Source organism: Chryseobacterium hilariae (assembly GCF_051400735.1).
GTDB lineage: Bacteria > Bacteroidota > Bacteroidia > Flavobacteriales > Weeksellaceae > Chryseobacterium.
In genome coordinates this window covers 22,547-42,479 of record NZ_JBLFFJ010000008.1, presented here as the reverse complement: position 1 = coordinate 42,479, position 19,933 = coordinate 22,547, and the positions used below count along the sequence as shown (strand labels likewise).

13 protein-coding genes are annotated in these 19,933 nt (G+C 38.4%); 7 read left to right on the top strand and 6 right to left on the bottom strand.

Annotated features, from left to right (window positions below):
- Positions 1 to 1,029, top strand: coding sequence for a ferrochelatase (gene hemH, locus ACMGDK_RS18980; RefSeq protein ID WP_436809382.1), 1,029 nt, complete (start codon positions 1 to 3; stop codon positions 1,027 to 1,029).
- Between the two features lie 71 nt (positions 1,030 to 1,100).
- Here hemH and ACMGDK_RS18975 read toward each other — a convergent pair whose 3' ends face one another.
- On the bottom strand, positions 1,101 to 3,065 hold the full coding sequence (locus ACMGDK_RS18975) for a M4 family metallopeptidase (RefSeq protein ID WP_436809381.1): 1,965 nt from the start codon (positions 3,063 to 3,065) through the stop codon (positions 1,101 to 1,103).
- A 393-nt stretch (positions 3,066 to 3,458) separates the two neighbouring features.
- Positions 3,459 to 4,673, bottom strand: coding sequence for a type IX secretion system plug protein (locus ACMGDK_RS18970; RefSeq protein ID WP_436809380.1), 1,215 nt, complete (start codon positions 4,671 to 4,673; stop codon positions 3,459 to 3,461).
- A gap of 70 nt (positions 4,674 to 4,743) precedes the next feature.
- On the opposite strand from ACMGDK_RS18970, the gene ACMGDK_RS18965 reads away from it, so the two are divergent.
- Positions 4,744 to 5,382, top strand: a complete 639-nt coding sequence (locus ACMGDK_RS18965) for an MBL fold metallo-hydrolase (RefSeq protein ID WP_436809379.1) — start codon at positions 4,744 to 4,746, stop codon at positions 5,380 to 5,382.
- A gap of 255 nt (positions 5,383 to 5,637) precedes the next feature.
- On the opposite strand, the gene ACMGDK_RS18960 is transcribed toward ACMGDK_RS18965, so the two are convergent.
- From ACMGDK_RS18960 to ACMGDK_RS18950, 3 genes are read right to left on the bottom strand one after another with little or no spacing between them, the layout of a single operon-like run.
- Positions 5,638 to 8,076, bottom strand: a complete 2,439-nt coding sequence (locus tag ACMGDK_RS18960; RefSeq protein WP_436809378.1) for a TonB-dependent receptor — start codon at positions 8,074 to 8,076, stop codon at positions 5,638 to 5,640.
- 18 nt (positions 8,077 to 8,094) lie between these two features.
- Complete coding sequence (locus ACMGDK_RS18955; protein WP_436809377.1) at positions 8,095 to 9,573, bottom strand: trehalase family glycosidase; 1,479 nt, start codon at positions 9,571 to 9,573, stop codon at positions 8,095 to 8,097.
- Between the two features lie 2 nt (positions 9,574 to 9,575).
- Positions 9,576 to 10,805 (bottom strand): MFS transporter, encoded by a 1,230-nt coding sequence (locus ACMGDK_RS18950; protein WP_436809376.1) that lies wholly within the window; start codon positions 10,803 to 10,805, stop codon positions 9,576 to 9,578.
- Between the two features lie 123 nt (positions 10,806 to 10,928).
- Between ACMGDK_RS18950 and ACMGDK_RS18945 the strand changes: the two genes are divergently transcribed.
- Complete coding sequence (locus ACMGDK_RS18945; protein WP_436809375.1) at positions 10,929 to 11,834, top strand: AraC family transcriptional regulator; 906 nt, start codon at positions 10,929 to 10,931, stop codon at positions 11,832 to 11,834.
- A gap of 211 nt (positions 11,835 to 12,045) precedes the next feature.
- Here ACMGDK_RS18945 and ACMGDK_RS18940 read toward each other — a convergent pair whose 3' ends face one another.
- Positions 12,046 to 12,600: a thioredoxin family protein gene (locus ACMGDK_RS18940; RefSeq protein ID WP_436809374.1), complete on the bottom strand. Its 555-nt coding sequence runs from the start codon at positions 12,598 to 12,600 to the stop codon at positions 12,046 to 12,048.
- Between the two features lie 155 nt (positions 12,601 to 12,755).
- Here ACMGDK_RS18940 and ACMGDK_RS18935 point away from each other — a divergent pair, with 155 nt between their 5' ends.
- The 4 genes from ACMGDK_RS18935 (at position 12,756) to ACMGDK_RS18920 (ending at position 19,648) form a co-directional block, all read left to right on the top strand.
- Entirely contained in the window at positions 12,756 to 13,352 is a 597-nt protein-coding gene (locus ACMGDK_RS18935; RefSeq protein WP_111960491.1) for a TetR/AcrR family transcriptional regulator, read from the top strand.
- 351 nt (positions 13,353 to 13,703) lie between these two features.
- Positions 13,704 to 14,864 (top strand): efflux RND transporter periplasmic adaptor subunit, encoded by a 1,161-nt coding sequence (locus tag ACMGDK_RS18930; RefSeq protein WP_436809373.1) that lies wholly within the window; start codon positions 13,704 to 13,706, stop codon positions 14,862 to 14,864.
- 40 nt (positions 14,865 to 14,904) lie between these two features.
- Positions 14,905 to 18,087 carry an efflux RND transporter permease subunit gene (locus ACMGDK_RS18925; RefSeq protein ID WP_436809372.1) on the top strand — a complete coding sequence of 1,061 codons (3,183 nt, stop codon included), beginning with the start codon at positions 14,905 to 14,907 and terminating at the stop codon, positions 18,085 to 18,087.
- 148 nt (positions 18,088 to 18,235) lie between these two features.
- The gene (locus ACMGDK_RS18920; protein WP_436809371.1) at positions 18,236 to 19,648 is read left to right on the top strand and encodes an efflux transporter outer membrane subunit; all 1,413 of its coding nucleotides are present in this window, start codon (positions 18,236 to 18,238) and stop codon (positions 19,646 to 19,648) included.
- The last annotated feature ends 285 nt before the right edge of the window (positions 19,649 to 19,933 follow it).

Here is a 19,933-nt window from a genome sequence, read left to right as displayed (position 1 = left end):
TTGGATAAAAAAGGAATTTTACTGGTAAATCTTGGTTCTCCAAAATCTACGGCTGTAAATGATGTAAAGGAATATCTTGACGAGTTTTTAATGGATGAAAAGGTCATCGATTACCGCTGGATCTTCCGTGCACTGCTGGTTCAGGGAATTATTCTTAAAACAAGACCCGCAAAATCCGCAGAAGCCTATAAAACAGTATGGACAGATGAGGGCTCACCTTTAATTGTTATTACTGAAAAAATCCAAAAGAAACTGCAGAAAGTAGTTGATGTTCCTGTGGAAATAGGAATGAGATATGCTGAACCGAGCATTGAAACTGGAATTCAAAAGTTAGTTGATCAGGGAGTTTCTGAGATTGTTCTGTTCCCATTGTATCCGCAATATGCGATGAGTACCACGGAAACGGTGATTGAAAAGGCAGAGGAAGTACGAAAAAAGAAATTCCCAAAAGTAAAGATCAATTATGTACAGCCTTTTTACAACCGGGAGATCTATATCAACTGCCTTGCAGAAAGCATTAAGGAAAAACTTCCTGAAAATTTTGATGTTTTGCAGTTCTCTTATCATGGCGTACCGGAAAGACACATTTATAAGACAGATCCTACAAAGACCTGTAATCTTAATGACTGCTGTTCAAGGGATACCAATCCAAGCCACCAATTCTGTTACCGCCATCAGTGCTATAAAACGACAGAAGCTGTTATTGCCAAGATAGGGCTTCCTAAAGAAAAAACAATTGTTTCTTTCCAGTCGAGATTAGGAAAAGACAAATGGATAGAGCCTTATACGGATGAGACTTTAGAAACAATTCCTAAAAAAGGAGTAAAAAACCTGGCCATTGTCTGTCCTGCTTTTGTTTCCGACTGTCTGGAGACCCTGGAAGAAATTTCTGTAGAGGGTAAGGAACAGTTTCAGCATGGAGGCGGAGAAAATTTCCACTATATCCCATGCCTGAATGATGAAGACCGCTGGATTGATGTAGTAAAGATACTCTGTGAAGAAAAACTGAATGACTTTTATCTGGTATAAATTTCTCAATACATAAAGCAAAAGGCCACAAAATATTTTTTTTGCGGCCTTTTTTAGAAATATATTAAAATTTATTTTTTGATAAGGTTTCCTGCTTTTTGTCCGTTAACCGTTACTACATATACTCCTGAAAGTATATTAGAAGGTAACTGAACATCTACTTTATTGTTACCGTCGGTAATCTTGATCTTTTCAGCAAGTTCTCTTTTTCCTGTAAGGCTCACTAATTCAACAATTCCGTTTCCTTCTTTTCCTTCAAACTCAACAGTAAATTTGTCGATAGCCGGATTTGGGCTGATGGTGTAAAGTGAAGCATCCGGAGCAGCTATTTTCCCTGCTGCAGAAGTTCCTCCGCCAACACCTACAGCATTCCATGCATTGGTAACCTGCGTCACTTCATTACTTCCTGCTCCATACAAATCTGCAGCAGCCTGAAGCGAATACGTTCTTGCATTAGCAAAAGTAGAAGAAGAAATAAGGTAGTTGGTAAGTGTTCTGTAAGCAATAGCTCCTGCCTTGTCCAGCCCTATTCCCGAAACATTATAGGCAAAGCCTTTATCATTAGTTCCCGATCCACCGCTTACCAGTAAATAGTACCAGAAGTTAAGAACTCCTGAATTGGTATGTACACCGCAATAATCGTTATATCCCGGTAAATTTGGGTTTCCCTGAGGAGTACATGTACTGCTAGCATCCTTCCAGTAAGTTCCTTTATAGGTATCAGGCTGGCTATAAGCATTCGGGTTGGCCATATCTCTGATTACATAGCTGAAATCTTCCCCTAGTTTCCAGTTTGCCTGTGTTGGTCTTGCCCAAAGTTCTATGGTATTCCCAAAAATATCAGAAAACCCTTCATTCAAAGCTCCGGACTCTCTTTGATAAGCAAGGTTTGCTGTTTTAGTAGTTAAGCCATGCGTAATCTCGTGCCCGCAAACATCAAGAGCCGTTAATGGCTTACCTCCGTTTGTTGTGGAGCTTCCGTCTCCGTAAGTCATTCTGGAACCATCCCAAAACGCATTAAAATAATTCGTGGAGTAATGAACATAAGATTTTATGGCAAAATTATTATTATCTATACTTTTTCTTCCAAATTTCGTATATAAATAATCCAAAGTCATTTCAGCTCCCCAATGGGCATCGGTAGCATATTGATCTTTATTTGTGTTGACATTATTCCAGTTGTTATCCGCATCCGTAAAATCTACGGCTGATGAATAGCTGGTTCCTTTTCTGAGGTTATATGTTTCTACAGCAGTTCCTCCGTTTCTTCCGGCTTCTCTTAATCTGTAACTTCCGCTATATGAATCAGCAATAATAGATCTGTTTCCACTATAAGCTGTTGTAGCTGTCCCCGGAGCATTAGTTTCATGAATCAGTGCATTGGTTCCTAAAACTTTACCATCCTTAGCGTCAACAAAAACATATTGTCTGCTTAATGGCTTTTCCGCATAGATATCAAATTTGTATGCAAGCTTCACGTCTCCCAGCTTCTCATCAGAAGGATCTGAATAGTATACCAATTCTCCTTTTGGGGCAAAACTTGCATTAATATCTTTAGATTCTTTTTTAATGAATTCCTCTTCTTCTTTGTTTTGCCATTTATAAGAATCGGCGCCTACAAAAGACAAGGCATTTTGCAATGCAGTATTTTCCGAAACATTTGCTTTCTTTTCCGCAGCAACAGTTTCTTTAAGTATCCACTTTCCGGTTTCTCCTACAATTTTTCCACCTTTAGTCTGAACAGCCATCATTCCATATTCTACAGGAATGCCATTGATTGTCTGCTGAAATCTGTGAGTCTCAAAGCCTAGCTGATCTTTTTCTGATCCCAGTTTACGCGATTGCCCCGGTGAAAGCCTCTGAGATGCTTCATCAAATAAAACAGGCTCACCTTTAAAAGCAGGACCATTCTTATCGAATCGTATGAATTCTGCATGAAGGCCGCTTTTACCCGGAATTAGTTTTGATGGAGTTTCCTGTCCAAAAGTAAAGGAAAAAGCTGCAACGCTTACTGCTAAGATAAATTTTGTTTTCATATAAAAATTATTTAATGTTAAACGAATTTATAATTTTTACGCAAAAAAACAACCAAATCAATAAATAAAATTCAATAAATGATAACAAAACATATTATAAATTTAAAATATTTTTAAAAACATTATTATTAATTTAAAATATTTTTATCCCTATAAAAATTATAGACTAATATTTTTTACATAATTCAACATTTTATGAAATAATTTTTTCAATATGTAAAGCATAATACCTGCTTATCCTGCAAATCATCCGGTTTACTCTCAAATCAATTATTCATCAGGGATTCAAAAAAAAACCATCTCTCACGAGACGGTTTTCCTATATTGTATGTTAGTCCAATAAATTTAATATTCTATGAATATTTTATGAAAAAAGTTGGTATTCATTAAAAATTATTTCCCGATAGGAGTTCTGAATTCTCCATAACCCATCAATCCATCATAATTACGTCCGAAAGGAGCATAATATAAAAATGCCTGATAAAGATTTTCTGTCTGCCAGAAATTACCGTTGATTTCACCAAAGTTGAGAGATCCATTACTTTCTTTGGTAGCAAGTATATAATTGTAAAAACCTTGTTTCAGGAATATTTTAGCAATATATTTTTTACTGGCTGTATCGTACTGCATTTGGTTTTCTTTGCTCGGTTTAAAATTATTAAAACCGCCCAGTACATAAATTTCTTTATCTACCGGATCAGAATCCAGAGAAAAATATACCCACGAATAATCAGCTTCTCTTTCCGCATTTCTTTCCAGTCCCAGGTCATTTCTTCTATAGAACCATGCTCCGTTTACATCAGGCTGATACTGATAGTTCAGAGGAAAAGCCCATACCGGATGCAGATAAGTATTGTTTACGCCATCCTTCAATTCTGTAGCACTCACCATATCCGCTGCCATATTCATATTCTTGTTATCAAAATAATAGAATTCGTTATTACCGGGAAATGTTAAGCTCATCTGCTGAAAAAGCAGCTGGTTTCCTAATGTTGCGCTTGGCTTCAAATTATTTACCACTTCATTAGGGTTGTTGTTCTGCATCACATTCAAAGTCATGGAATTGACGTTGGAAGAAAGATCTCCTGCTTTTGACGTCGCTTTCACTTCTACCCTTTGGTTGATATTCGGCTTTTTGGCATCTGCAATTCTTGAAACATTCAGAGCAACTGTTGCTGCGTCTTCTACCAGATAAAAACGTTTTTTGAAAAGAGGCCTGTCAGCTGAATCTTTATACACAATCAGTTCAAAATTTCCTGATATTTTCGGCTGTATCTTATCATTCGGGAAAGTAAGCTTGTAATGGGTATAGGCCTGCAGGGTATTAAAAGAATATTGAAACTGGTCCAGAAGACCGTTTAGGCTTCCATTGGCAATCTCTGTAAAAAACAGGTTGTCATCGTTCCAGTTTCTGTCATAATGCTTGATGGTGTACCTGTAAATCTCACTGGCATTACTAAGGTCATCGAAGCTTAAAACCAGCTGTTCGCCGAACTTTATGACAGGTGTTTCATCGTTCGTCTGAGGGTTGAATAATTGTATACTCTGGATGTTTTGTCCAAAAACCATTCCTCCCAAAGAAAGTAAAAGTATTCGCAAAGTTTTCATTATGACGAAGATAACGAAAAATCGGGATTTTCTTAATAATATCGTATTTTTGAACTAAAAAATATCAGTTATGCTTCAAATTCAAGGCTTCGTTTTCAATTTTGCCAGCGAAAATACTTATGTACTTTACAACGAAAATAAAAATGCCTGGCTGATTGATCCGGGAAATATGAATGAGCAGGAAACCAAAACTATAGAAAGTTTTATTTCTGAAAACGGTCTGAAAATCGATAAAATTCTGCTGACTCATGCTCATATTGATCACGTGCTGGGTCTGCAGTGGGCTTTTGATACTTTTAAAGTTCCTGTTTATATGCATGAAGAAGATCAAGACGTTCTGGACATGCTTCAGGCCAGCGGAATGAGATTCGGATTCCCTGTTGATCCTGTGAAAGCAGATATCAAATATATTAACGAAGGCGAAGTGCTTGACCTGGACGGAGAAGAATTCAAAATTTACCACGTTCCGGGACATTCTCCGGGAAGCGTCGTTTATCATAATGAAGACCAAAAATTCATGATCTCTGGTGATGTTCTTTTTGAAGGAAGTATTGGAAGAACCGATCTTTACAAAGGGAATTATGAGCAACTTATCGACGGCATCACCAACAAATTATTTATTCTGGATGATGAAACAAAGGTTTTCTCAGGCCATGGTAATCCTACGACAATAGGTTTTGAGAAACAGTATAATCCGTTTTTTAAATAGTTTCGAGATGCGAGTTTTTCGAGTTGAAGAGTTTTAGAGTATATGGTGGAGAGCTTGGTTGCTGGTTGACAGTTGCTAGTTCGAACCGCGAAACCCGCATCCCGTAACCATCATCCCACATCCCGAAACTTTATAAGTTGCTAAAATTCACCACTCACTTGCGAAGCAAAATTCACCATTGACATTTTACCCCACAAAAAATCAAAACCGCCAGAAAAATTTCCCGGCGGTTTTTTATGAAGAAATAATATAAGTTTAGAAATCTAGTGTAACAGATGCTCTTGCAGCAGCTCCCATAATTGGTCTTGCCATTCTGATATTCGTTCCCGCTGTAGTCTGGGATCTTGGATCTCCTTCGGTAATTCCAATCGTATTAAAGATATTGGTTCCGTCTACTGCAAAACGTATTTTTCCTAACTGGTAGGACATTCCTGCTCCGACTTCAGTGAATGAAGGCAGAATATTATCATCTGTATTTCCTTCGTTCTGGAAACGTTTTCCGTAATAATTCATGCTTACGTAAGCTCTCCATTCTTTTGTAATATTTACTGCCGGAGAAATATTAAAATAGAACTTAGGCATCCTTCTTACGGTATTTCCATCATAGTCAAAAGTAGTTCCATCCGCATTTTTTCCTACGAAATCTTTGTATTTCGGATTTTGGATCGTTCCGTTAAAGGTCACTTCAAGGATATTATTGAACAGTCTTGTGTAGCCTTCTATTTCTACCCCAAAGTTCGTCGTGTTGGCGAATTTATTTTCTGAAGTTCCGTCTGAGAATACATCAGTAAATGAAAGGTTTTTAAGTGTAGAATAGAAAGGAATGATTCCGATATCAAAAGTACGCGAATAATATTTGTATCCCACTTCCAACTGGTTGGTATCAACTGCTTTAATTGCGCTAAGATTCGACATATTATTATAGTATGCTTCTTCGTTCGGAGATCTGAAACCATGAGAAAAACGTGCGTATACAGCATTTCCCCTGTTGATCTTATAATTTGCAGCCAATGTATAGGAAACCTTGTTGATATCATAGTACCAATAGGTATACTTATTACCCAGTACAGCCATATTATTATCAGCCGTTGTTGTTTCAAAGCCGTGAGTTCCATCGGTAGTTAAGCCTGAATTGTCCAGATTTGCAGTTGTTGTATTCACTCCATATCCTTTATAATAGTCGCGGCTGTAACGCATTCCTCCATTTAAGCTCAGGGCGTCTGTAACATTATAATCTAAGTTCAAATAAAGATCATTAAGGCTGCCCTGGATCTGAGAATCTCTGATCAGGAACGACATATCCGTAACACCATTGTAAGTTTTGGAATATCCTGTGTCTGAAGGGTTAAGTGATGAATCAACCAGATTTAAAAGTTGTGGTCTGTCTGAAGCTGTCGTTAAAATATTGCTCCAGTTCCAATATTGGTGAGACTTCCAGTTTGATTTGTAGAAGCCAGCTGTTATATTTCCTTTATCAAATTTATAATTAAGCTGAAGGTCATTGACAAAATTATTCATCTGTTTATCAATAGCCCAGAATCCTAATTTCTGTATATATTGAGGATTCATAATAGCACCACTACTCACCAGAGAGTATTGATAATTGGACATTCCCATATCCTGAGCAAATTCAGAAGCCAGTTTCGGGGCTCCGGCAGGGAAAATTCCGGTATATTCCATATTGATATTGGTATATCTTGTCTTATTCAGAACGCTGAAATTATTTCCAAGATCATATTTAAATTCTGCGCCTACCACATCTACTTTCGGGTGAATTCCGTTTTCAAGATCTCTTTTGAAAAAACCTCCTCCAGCCTGTGGAATACTTAGCTGGCTGATAGCTCTGTAACTATAGGTTCCGTAATTGGCATCAAAACCAGGAAATTCTTTCAGGTCGTTTCCATCCTGTAATAAAGGAATCGGAAGGTAAAACGTATTTCTGTCGTCCAGTTTTTTATAATATACTTTAGCATAGCCTTTATCAAAGACATATTTAAGGTTCATTCTGATCTGTCCGCCGTTGTTACCTCTAAAGCCTGTTTTTCTGATTCCGTTATCTGTTCTGTAGAATCCGCCTACATTAAAGAAAAGCTTATCCTGAACCAGAGCACCGCCTACGTTAATATCCGTACGCATCAGTCCATAAGTACTGGTTTCCAGTTTAGCCGTTCCTTTAAAGTCATTGCTTCCTTCTTTAGTAATAAAGTTGATCAAGCCTCCCGGAGAATTGGTTGCATAGATTGAACCTGAACCTCCTCTTAATGCTTCCAGCCTGCTTACCGAATTATCCACACGGAAAAAGTTATCCGCATTGGCAAATTGAAGCGCACCGTCTTCAAAAACAGCAAGTCCGTCTTCCTGAACCTGTACAAACTCGTAAGCTCCTGCAGAAGGAATACCTCTTGCAAAAAGGTTGTTTCCTACTTCACCACCTGACGTTTCCACGGCAAATCCCGGAACTCTCTGCAGTAATGCAGCAGCACTGATAGGATTCTGTTTCTGAATTTCTTTGGCCGTAAAAGTGGAAATAGCCGTACTGGATTCTATTTTCTTTTTCGGGCCGGAGTTTCCGGTGATAACGATCTGATCTATGGATGACGTCTTGATGGAATCCTGAGGGGTTTCCTGGGCATACGCATTATTAAAGTAAAGCGTAGCGGTGGCAGCCATTAAAAATATCGATCTTTTTTTCATAGCATGATTTTTATATAGTTAGTTTTGTTTTAATTTGAGATAGACCCCGTTTGTCCATCCGAATCCGTCCTGATTCGGGTATTCTCCGCCTCCCGCAATTGTTTCAGTGTCTAATGCGTTGTATTTTTCCATTAATTTTCCGGTGTTGGTGTATACCCTTTCTACATTCCTGCACCAGTTATTTTTTATTTTCTCAGCCAGCTCATCAAAGCCATAGTTTTTCATTGCTTTAAAGCCTAGCCACTGATATGGTGCCCATGCGTTCGGAAGATCCCATTGCTGGCCGGTTTTTTTTGTGGTGGTTACAAGGCCTCCCTGATAAAGAAACTTCTCCGCAATCTTTTCAGCAACAGATGCTGCCTGCTGAGCGTCTGCCAATCCTAAAAATAAAGGGTAAAGAGCAGCAATATGTTCAGACGGTGTGTTTTTGTGTTTTTTTAAGTGATAATCTTTATAACATTCAGTGTTTTCATCCCAAAAGTAGGTGTTGATTATCTGTCTGCGTCTTGCTGCTCTTTCAGTAAAATAATTTTCTTTATCTGCCAGATTCAGAAGCGATGAAGATTTTGCCAGTGTTTTCTCCAAATGCCACAAAAGGCTGTTCAGGTCTACTTCGGCAATGTTCAGCGTTTCTATGGTCTGTATATGTTCTCCGTCTGCGAACCACCTGCTGGAAAAATCCCAGCCGGATTCGCAGGCACTTCTTATGTTTCTGTAAAATTCTGCTCCTGCATTTTCGCTGTCTTCAATATCAATAAGATAGCTTTCAGGGCGTGGTGTATTTTCTGCATCATAATAACGGTTCAGAATATCTCCGTTCTTCGTTTTCGCCACCCTTTTCACACTGGAATCATTGTCCAGCCACTCTTCTCCGTTCATCCAGAAAGCATATTCTTTTTCTAAAGTATCATGGTATTGAGTATAAATTTTTTCATCATTTGTGGTTTCAAAAAGCAAATCCAGCATCAGCGAAAAATATGGAGGCTGTGAACGGCTCAGGAAATGAGTTCTGCTCGCATTGGGAACAAATCCTACATTTTGAATTAAATAAGAACAGTTCTCTATAATATTTTCCATCATTTCTGTTCTCCCGGAAACCTGAAGACCCAGCATAATGAAATAGCTGTCCCAATAGAAAAATTCATTGAAACGGCCTCCCGGGACAATGTACGGCTTCGGAAGCTTCAATAATGTTCCTTTCTCTTCGTAAGCAGTACGGGTCAGTTCATCCCAGAGCTTTTCGATGTGCTGCTCAATCGGCAGCTGATCTTCGCTCTGGATTGATATTTTCGCTCCCAGAAAATCAAAATTGGCCATTACAAAATCTTTCAGGTCAAATTCTTCACTATTCTTTTTCTTTTCATATTCTGCATTGATCTCCGAAACAGGAAACATCGGAACGGCATCTGCCATCATCTTCTGGTCCTCAAAGATCTGCGCTCTCTGTACATCATCAAAAAGAGCCTGAATTTCCTTTATGTAAAGCTGTTTATTCATTATTATTTCTTAGGATTTATTTTTAATTTATTCATGAAAACGGCTGAAATGATCAGCAGTGAAAGTGGAATCAGTGAAAGATAAAAAGCCTGCTGTCCGCTGAATTCCTGGAAGACAAAACCAGTGATCATAGAACCAATTGTACCTCCTATCGCAGAGAAAACTACAATCAGGCCGGACATGGCACTGTGTAAATATTTTGGAATTGAGGCCAGAATCACAGAATTAATACTTGGATAAATCGGTGCCAGCAAACCTCCCATTAAAGGAAATAAATACACCACAAGCGGAGCATTAAACCAACCTGTTCCTTTATCAATCTGAATATTGTGTGTTAAAGGCAGAACCAAAACAATACTGATGGCAAAACCAATCACACAGAAAGAAACCACATAGATCCAGCTGAATTTTTTAGAGAAAAATCCGGATAAAAATCTTCCCAGTGCAAAAGCTCCGGCTAGAACAGCTCCGGCCTGGATACTCATAGAGGTGGGAAGCTTTAATATTTCTTTATAAAAAGTAGGCGTCCAGGTCTGAAAACTTTGCTCTACCAGTACAAAAAGGAAAGCACACAAAAGAAAAAACAAGACTTTTTTATAACTAAATAAACTTATGCTGTTCTTCAGATCTCCCAACAAATCGGTCTTCTCACTTCTCGCCTCTTTTTCATTTAATTTTGAAAAGAATAAAAATAAAAATGACAATGCAGAAAGTGCTCCCAACACCCAATATACATTCAGCCATTGGGTAGATTTCGGATTGTGATCATCAATAAATAAACTGAAAAGTACATTTCCTGCAAGCACTCCTATCATGAAAAATCCTTCCAGAAAGCCCATAAAACTCGAATGCTCTTTATCGGTATTCGTCACAAGCCCAATGGAAGTGAACACTGATATTTTTATTAAGGCAAATGAAACTCCTACAATAGCAAACAACAGTTTGAAAAACCAGAAATCATTGGCAAAGGGCATCACAAAGCACATGCAACTCACCAGAAAAAGCCCGATGAGCATTGAGTTTTTAATCCCTATTTTGGGAAGGAATGATGCCAGAATAAATGAACATATGGCAATCGGAAGGTCCTTAAATCCTTCCAGAATACTGGCTGAGGACTTTGAAATTCCGAAATTTTGCTGTACCTGCAGAATAACTGTTCCCACGGAATTCAAAAGAATTGCGAAAACAAAATAATTCAAAAATAATACAGCTTTAATATTGAAATTTTTCATGGAGATCATTTCTTGCCGGCTAAGATAGAAGCATTTCGGTTAACATTAATTTAACACAATAAATCAATATTTGAACTATATTAATATAATTAGTATTTTTATTGGATAATTACGATTAATCAGATGAAAGTCAGTTTTGAAAGAATAATTCCGGACGAAAAGAGTTCCTTCCGCACTTTGCACAACAATTCGCCGATTTCAGAATTCAAATGGGAATATCATTACCATCCCGAAATTGAGCTTGTATGTATTGTTTCCGGAAACGGAACCCGTCATGTTGGCTATCACAAAAGCAATTATACCAATGGTGACCTGGTATTGATAGGTTCCAATATTCCGCATTCAGGATTTGGATTAAATTCTACAGATCCTCATGAAGAAATTGTCCTTCAGTTCAGGGAGGAAATACTTCAGTTTCCACAGCAGGAAATAGAAGCCCGATCGATCAAAAATCTGCTGGAACTTTCTAAATACGGGATCCAATTTCATCATAAGATCAAAAAAGTAATGCTTCCCAAGCTGAAACTGATGCTGGAATCGGAAGGCTATAAAAGATATCTGCTCCTTCTCGAAATTTTATTTGAGCTTTCAAAATGTAAGGATTATGATCTTTTGAACAAAGAAATTATGCCATATACCATTATCTCAAAAAATAAAGCAAGGCTGGAAAACATCTTTACGTACGTTGAACATAATTACGATCAGGAAATCAATATTGAAGATGTAGCGAAACTCGCCAACCTTACGCTTCCGGCCTTCTGCAATTTTTTCAAAAAAGCTACCCAGATCACGTTTACAGAATTTGTAAACCGGTACCGTATTAATAAGGCGTGTCTGCTGATGGCTCAGGATATGAGTATTTCAGAGTGCAGTTACAGCTGTGGATTTAATAATGTAACTTATTTTAACAGAATGTTTAAAAAATATACCGAAAAGACACCTTCGGAGTTTATTAAGAATTATTCGCATAATAAGGTGAATGTAGATTTCAAGGTTGAAAATGAGGTTAAGGTTAAGGCTAGTTTTTAAAATAGTTCGAAATGCTTCGATTCCACTCAGCATGACAGTTCTAATACTAATTGTTTTATTTTAGCGATGTCATGCTGAGCGGAGTCGAAGCATATTTTATAGAATATTTCCCACAAATCCGCAGAAGTTTATACATAAAAAAGCTGCTCTTAAAAAAGAACAGCTTATACTTATATATATGACGGTTAAAAATATTCAACCATTCATCATATTATTTCCATTTAATATTGCATCCCATACTCGGTCTTTGGATCTCTTCCTGCGGTTCACCCAGCAAAAGATTTTCGAAAGCAATAATCAGATCTTCTCCGGTTACATCTTTATTGTTTCCAGGTCTTGAATCATCCATCTGTCCCCTGTAGATAAGGTCTAATTTATCATCGAAGAAATAGAAATCCGGTGTGCAGGCTGCATCGTAAGCTTTTGCTACGGCCTGACTTTCATCGTACAGATATGGAAAATCAAAATTTCTTTCGATTTGGAATTCTATCATTTTATCCGGAGCATCAGCCGGATATTTTTCTACATCATTGGCATTGATCGCAATGAATTCAATCCCTTTATCATTATAATCTTCATACAATTCGTTGATCTTGTCGATCACGTGAAGAACAAACGGGCAATGATTGCACATAAAGATCACCAGTGTTCCTTTTTCACCTTTCAATTCTTCCAGAGATTGGATCTCATTAGTCTTTGAAGGGTTCGGAAGCTCGAAAAACGGAGCCTTGGTTCCTAAAGCCAGCATATTAGAGGGAGTATTCATATCCTTTATTTTCTTTACCGCAAAGATAAAGTTTCTTTTAATATAAGCCAATTCAGGAATTTATAAACTTGCGTTAAATGTTAATTATTAAATATTATTTGGAAGATATGTCAAAAAGTTTGTAGTTTTGCTAACACTGTTAGTAAATAAAAATCATGGGCCTACATGAACGTCGTCAAAGAGAGAAAGAATCCATCCGTGCAAATATTTTGCAGGCGGCTTTCGGTTTGGCTAAAACAGAGGGCTGGGCATCACTTTCGATGCGGAAAATTGCAGATGCTATTGAGTACAGTGCTCCTGTAGTATATGATTATTTTGAAAACAAAGAGGCAATTTTGTATGAAATTTCTTTGAACGGCTTTCACTGTCTTCATATAGAACTGTTAAAGGCACAGAGAAAATTCGATACCCCGGAAGAGCAGCTTATTGCCATAGTAGATGCATACTGGAATTTTGCTTTTAAAAACAAAGAATACTATCAGCTGATGTTCGGTTTAGGAATGCAATGCAGCGGTAAGGGCCAGATGAAAGAAGAATTTTCGTCATTTCAGGACCTTATCTATGAATGTACCTACAATATTATTAAGAAGAACGGATCTAATCCGGACAATGCCTGCCATATGTCACATGCTTTATTTTCGGCGGTGCACGGTCTGATCTCCATTATGATGATGCGGAATACTGATATTCCTTCTACAATGAATAAAACGACTTTAGACGAAACGGTTTCTGCTTTCGTTAAGTCTTTGTAAATTTTTTTTGAACTAAAAATTAACACCGTTAGGAAATATAACAATTGAATATCAATAAATATTCACTTTAAAAACTAATTTAACCATGAACAATCATTCAAATTTCGGGACAGCTTTTCCTTTAAACTTAACACCGTTAGATAAATTAACACACATTTAATACACCTCACTTATCTATAAAATTCAACATTAAAAACAGCCAGCTTTATGAAAATGACGATCTGACCTTTATTAAAAATTTTGGAATTTTTTTTGAACTAACTATTAACACCGTTAGGAAAAATAACAGAATTTATTTAAAAGAACATTATTACTTAAATCTAACACTTCATTAAAAAAATTAAACCAACAATGAAAATACCTGGAAAAATAAGGTTTATTGTACTTATATCAAGTATTATCCTTTTGCAGAACTGTACCCAAGCAGCAGAAGGTTCCAATGCAGCACCGCCTGCTCCGGAACTTCCGGTTTACACCGTGATCACCTCTCCAGCTACAACATATCAGGAATTTCCTACCGCACTGGAAGGTAAAAATAACGTAGAAATCAGATCTCAGGTAGATGGGTACCTGGACAGAATTTACGTAGAAGAAGGCTCATACGTAAGAGCCGGACAGCCTTTATTTAAAATAGATTCAAGAGCATACGGCGAGCAAATGAATATGGCCCAAGCCAATTTACAGGTGGCCAATGCCAATATCCAGAAGGCTAAAGTGGAAGTTGACAGGCTTCAGCCACTGGTAGAAGCAAAAGTTGTCTCAGATGTACAGATGAAAACCGCAAAAGCAAATTATGCAGCAGCTGTAGCAGCCGCATCACAGGCAAAAGCATCCGTAGGAGGTGCCAGAATCAATGTAGGATTTACCACCATTACAGCACCTGTAAGCGGATATATCGGAAGAATTCCTTACAAAAAAGGAAGCCTGATCTCAAGAACAGATCCTAACCCATTAACCCTATTATCGGACATCAGTGAAATTTATGCCTACTTCTCTTTAAGCGAACTGGATTTCATTGCATTTCAGAATAAATATCCGGGAGCCAGCTTAGACGAAAAACTAAAGAACATGCCAATGGTAGACCTGGTGATCGCAGACAACAGTACGTATCCTGAAAAAGGTAAAATGAGTATTGTAGACGGGCAGTTTGATAAAACCACCGGAGCCATTACCGTTCGTGCAGTTTTCCCTAATGAAAAAGGTGCTTTAAGAACAGGAAATACAGGAAGAGTGCGCATGCCGCAGATGCTTTCCAATGCTGTGGTAATCCCACAGGAATCTACTTTTGAAATTCAGGACAAAACCTATGTCTATATTTTAGGTAAGGATAACAAAGTAACCAGCAAACCGGTAAAAATCTCAGGAAAAACCGAAAGCTATTACTTTATTTCTGAAGGGCTTTCTCCGGGTGAGAAAATCGTATACACCGGAATCGGAAACTTAAAGGACGGAGCTTCTATCAAGCCGAAAGCAATTTCATCTGACAGCTTATTGAGAGCTAAACCTTTGTAATCTATTCCGAATACAGAAGACTTAAAAAAATAAACTTCTTATGTTAAAACAATTTATAGAAAGACCGGTACTATCAACGGTTATCTCCATTATACTGCTATTGCTGGGGGCACTTTCGGTTTTCAACCTGCCGATTACGCTGTTTCCGGATATTGCGCCTCCCAGTGTTCAGGTAACGGCATTTTATCCGGGTGCGAACGCTGAAGTTGTAGCCCGCTCCGTTGCTGTTCCTATTGAAGAAGCAGTAAACGGGGTTGAGAACATGACCTACATGACCTCCAACTCAAGTAACGACGGTACCATGACCCTGAGTGTATTTTTCAAACAGGGCTCAGATGCAGATAATGCTGCAGTAAATGTTCAGAACCGTGTATCCAAAGCGATGAGCCAGCTTCCTCAGGAAGTAGTTCAGGCCGGAATTTCCACACAGAAGGTACAGAACAGTATGATTATGTTCATGGGACTGTCAAGTGATGATCCTAAGCAATATGACGAGCTGTTTCTTCAAAACTATCTGAAGATCAATATTATTCCGCAGATACAGCGTATTCCGGGTGTTGCCCAAGCTCAGGTTTTCGGAACGAGGGATTACTCGATGAGAATATGGTTAAAGCCAGACAGATTAGCAGCCAATAACCTTTCTCCGCAGGAAGTGATGGCGGCTATCAAAGATCATAACCTTGAAGCTGCACCAGGACGTCTGGGACAGGGAAGTAAGGAAACTTACGAATATATTCTAAAGTATAAAGGTAAATTAAGCAAAAATGAAGACTACGAGAATATTGCCATTAAAGCCAATAATGACGGTTCATTTTTAAGATTAAAAGATGTAGCAAGAGTAGAATTCGGTTCTTATACCTATACTGCAGCCAACAGAGTGGATGGTAAACCTGTAGCAGGTTTCGCTATTCTTCAAACTGCAGGCTCCAATGCGAATGAAATTCTAACTGAAATTGAAAAGCAGGTTGATCAGTTTTCCACTACCCTTCCAAAAGGAGTAAAGCCGATCATTATGTACAATTCCAAAGATTTCCTTGACGCCTCTATTCATCAGGTGGTTGAGACTTTGGTGATTGCATTTATCCTGGTATTTATTGTAGTATATATTTTCCTTCAGGATTTCAGATCTACATTGATTCCTGCGATTGCAGTTCCGGTAGCCATTATCGGTACCTTCTTCTTCCTGCAACTATTTGGATTCAGTATCAATATGCTTACTTTGTTCGCACTGGTACTCGCCATCGGTATTGTAGTGGATGATGCCATTGTGGTGGTAGAAGCCGTCCATTCCAAAATGGAACAAACAGGAATGCCGGTAGAGCAAGCCACTACAAACTCTATGAGTGAAATTTCCGGGGCCATTATTTCCATTACATTGGTGATGTGTGCCGTATTTATTCCTGTTGGTTTCATGCAGGGTCCTGCGGGAGTTTTCTACAGACAGTTTGCCTTTACTTTGGTAATTGCGATTATGATTTCAGCAGTCAATGCATTAACATTGAGTCCTGCTTTATGTGCATTATTCTTAAATGATCCTCAGGGAGAACATGGTGAGCACGGTCATAAAAAAGGTTTTGGAGCGAAATTCTTCAATGCATTCAATGTAGCCTTCAATAATATGACCAGAAAATATATCTACAGCCTTAAGTTTTTAATTAAAAACAAATGGGTAGCCGTTGGAGGTCTTGCACTTATCATTGCTTCAAGTATTTTCTTAATCAATAAAGCTCCGACAGGGTTTATCCCAACAGAAGATCAAGGATTCGTTTTGTATGCCGTGAATACTCCTCCGGGAAGTTCACTGGACAGAACGAACAGAGCAACTGAGCAGATTGATAAAATTGTAAATGCTGAAAAAGCCATGAATCACCTTTGGGTAGCCGATGGGATGAACTTTATCAGTAATGCCAACGCCTCTCCTTATTCTGCAGGCTTCATTAAGTTGAAAGATTATAAGGACCGGGGCGAGATGAAAGATCCGGATCAAATTGCAGCAGCATTGACAGGAAAGGTTGCCCAGGTGAAAGATGCCAATGCATTCTTCTTCAATTTCCCAACAGTACAAGGATTTGGTAACGTTTCCGGATTTGAATTTATGCTTCAGGATAAAACAAACGGCTCTTTTGAGCAGTTGGGAACAACCACTCAGGCCTTTATCGGTGAACTGATGAAACGTCCGGAAATAGCATTCGCCTTTACAACTTATGCTGCCGGAAACCCTCAATACACAATAGATGTAGATTCTGACAAAGCCAATCAGCTGGGTGTTTCTATAACAGAATTGATGCAAACCATGCAGATCTATTACGGTAGTAGCTTTGTTTCGGATTTCAACAGGTTCGGGAAATATTACAGAGTAATGGCCCAGGCGGATATTCCTTACCGTACAGATGCGAATTCTCTGGAAGGGATTTACGTTAAAAACAATTTAGGTGAAATGGTTCCTGTAAAGACTTTGGTTACTTTAAAAAGAACTTTCGGTCCTGAAACCGTGACAAGAAATAACCTTTTCAACGCGGTAACGATTAACGGAACTCCAAAACCCGGTTACAGTACCGGAGATGCCATTAAAGCTGTAGAAGAAGTGGCTCAGAAATCTCTTCCGAGAGGTTTCGGATATGAATGGACAGGAATTACCCGTGAGGAGATCAAAACAGGTGGCCAGACCGCATTTGTATTCATGTTAAGTATACTATTTGTGTATTTCTTATTGGCTGCCCAGTATGAAAGTTATATCCTTCCGTTCGCTGTTATTTTAACAGTCCCTACAGGGATTTTCGGAGTATTTGCTTTCACGGGATTAGCGGGAATTGACAATAATATTTACGTTCAGGTAGGTTTGATCATGCTGGTCGGGCTGTTAGCGAAAAATGCGATCCTTATTGTAGAGTTTGCCGTCCAGAGAAGAAAAGCAGGAAAAACGCTGATTGAATCCGCACTTCAGGCTTCAAGATTACGTTTGAGACCTATTCTGATGACCTCATTTGCCTTCATCATCGGTATGCTTCCGCTGGTTTGGACACAGGGAGCTGCTGCGAAAGGTAACCACTCTATCGGTATCAGTACTGTAGGAGGAATGTTTACAGGAGTAGTATTCGGGATTTTCATCATTCCGGTAATGTATGTAATCTTCCAGTACCTACATGAAAAAATGCCAAGCAGAAAAAAGAGAAGACTTCAAAAACAAAAATTGGAGGAAGAACTTCTGGCAACAGCTCATTAATACATATGATATACAAAACTTTGAGATCAATAGAGACTTAACTATTCAAACTAATATCATCAATGCAAAGTATTTCTCCTACTAAAGACCTCTTTGCAATAAAAAGCATCTCAAAGTTTTGTTTTCAATTAAAAATTCGATTTAAACTATGAAAAGAATTAAGAATTTTCTTCTAACACTTATATTGGCTTTAGGCGCGGTTTCGTGTGTGTCCAAACTGGCATACACGGAGCCGGACCTTCAGCTCCCGGAAAAATTTCAGTACACGGCTACTGCTGATACAGCAAGTGTTGCCAACCTGGAATGGAAACAGTTTTTCAGCGATCCCATTTTACAGGGACTGATTGAAAAAGGAATAAAAAATAACTATGATCTGCAGATTGCTCTAAAACAGGTAGCTTCTTCACAGGAAAAACTGAAACAGGCAAAATATCTTCAGTATCCTGATGTAGGTTTTGCGGTTTCAGCACAAATTTCAAAACCTTCGGAAAACAGCATGAACGGAAAAAGCTTAAATTCATTTTTAGGACAGAATCACGTTGAAGATTACAACGCAGCATTCAACCTTTCCTGGGAGGCTGATATCTGGGGAAAGATCAAAAACCAGCAGGAAGTTTCAAGAATGCAGTATCTTCAGACTTACGAAGCTACAAAAGCTGTGCAGACACAGGTTGTAGCAGCGATTGCCCAGGGATATTATAATTTATTGATGCTTGATAAGCAGATGCAGATTGCAAAATCAAATTTGGAATTAAGTAGCAATACTCTTTCCATCACTGAAAAAATGTGGCAGAGCGGTGATACAACTTCTTTAGGCGTTCAGCAGGCTACGGCACAGAAACAGGCTACGGAGCTCTTGATCACTCAGCTGGAACAAAATATTGCGATCCAGGAAAATGCTTTAAGTATTCTTGTAGGTGAAAACCCAACTAAAATCAGCAGAACAATTGAAATGCCGGACACTTCTCTTCCACAGAATATTTCTACAGGGCTTCCGGCAGCTATGGTGAGCCGTCGTCCGGATGTCCGTCAGCAGGAACTGGTTCTGTTGGAATCCAATTCAATGGTGGGAATTGCTCAGGCTAATATGTATCCGGCTTTGAAAATTACAGCAAGCGGAGGTGTAAATTCATTTAAAATTGATAACTGGTTCCAGATTCCGGCGTCATTGTTCGGATCTGTATTAGGTGGACTGACTCAGCCTATTTTCCAGAAAAGACAGTTAAAAACCGACTTGAATGTGGCTAAAATCCAGAGAGAGAAAAACGTATTGGCCTTCCGTCAATCTGTTTTAAATGCTGTGGGTGAAGTTTCCGATGCTTTGGTTTCTAACGAAAGCTTAAAAGTTCAGGAACAGAAAGCGACAGAACAGGTAACAACTCTGAAAAACGGAATAAAAAGTGCAGAAATGCTTTACAAAGGCGGTATGGCCAATTACTTGGAAGTGATAACAGCTCAGGGAAATTCTTTACAGGCTGAACTGAATCTTGCGTCCGTAAAAAGACAGAGACTGAGTAGCATTGTAGATCTTTACAGAGCTCTTGGCGGCGGTTGGAAGTAGTAAATTTAATTATATTGTTTGAAGTGCGGTCTCTGGTTTAGGGGCCGCATTTTTGTTTTTCTCCTGCAGTTTGAATTACTAATTAAGCGTATTAAAATAACACAAACATCTGCGGGATCTGCTCAGTCTGCGAGATATTTTATGCTATAAACCACATCAATCCCTTTGTAGATCGTCAATTTAAACCATTAAGATCATTGAAAAAAATTAAATTTATCTAAGAAGAAATCACATGAAATTTTTAAATTCTCATCCCTTAAAGCGAAGCTAAACTTAATATTCTTA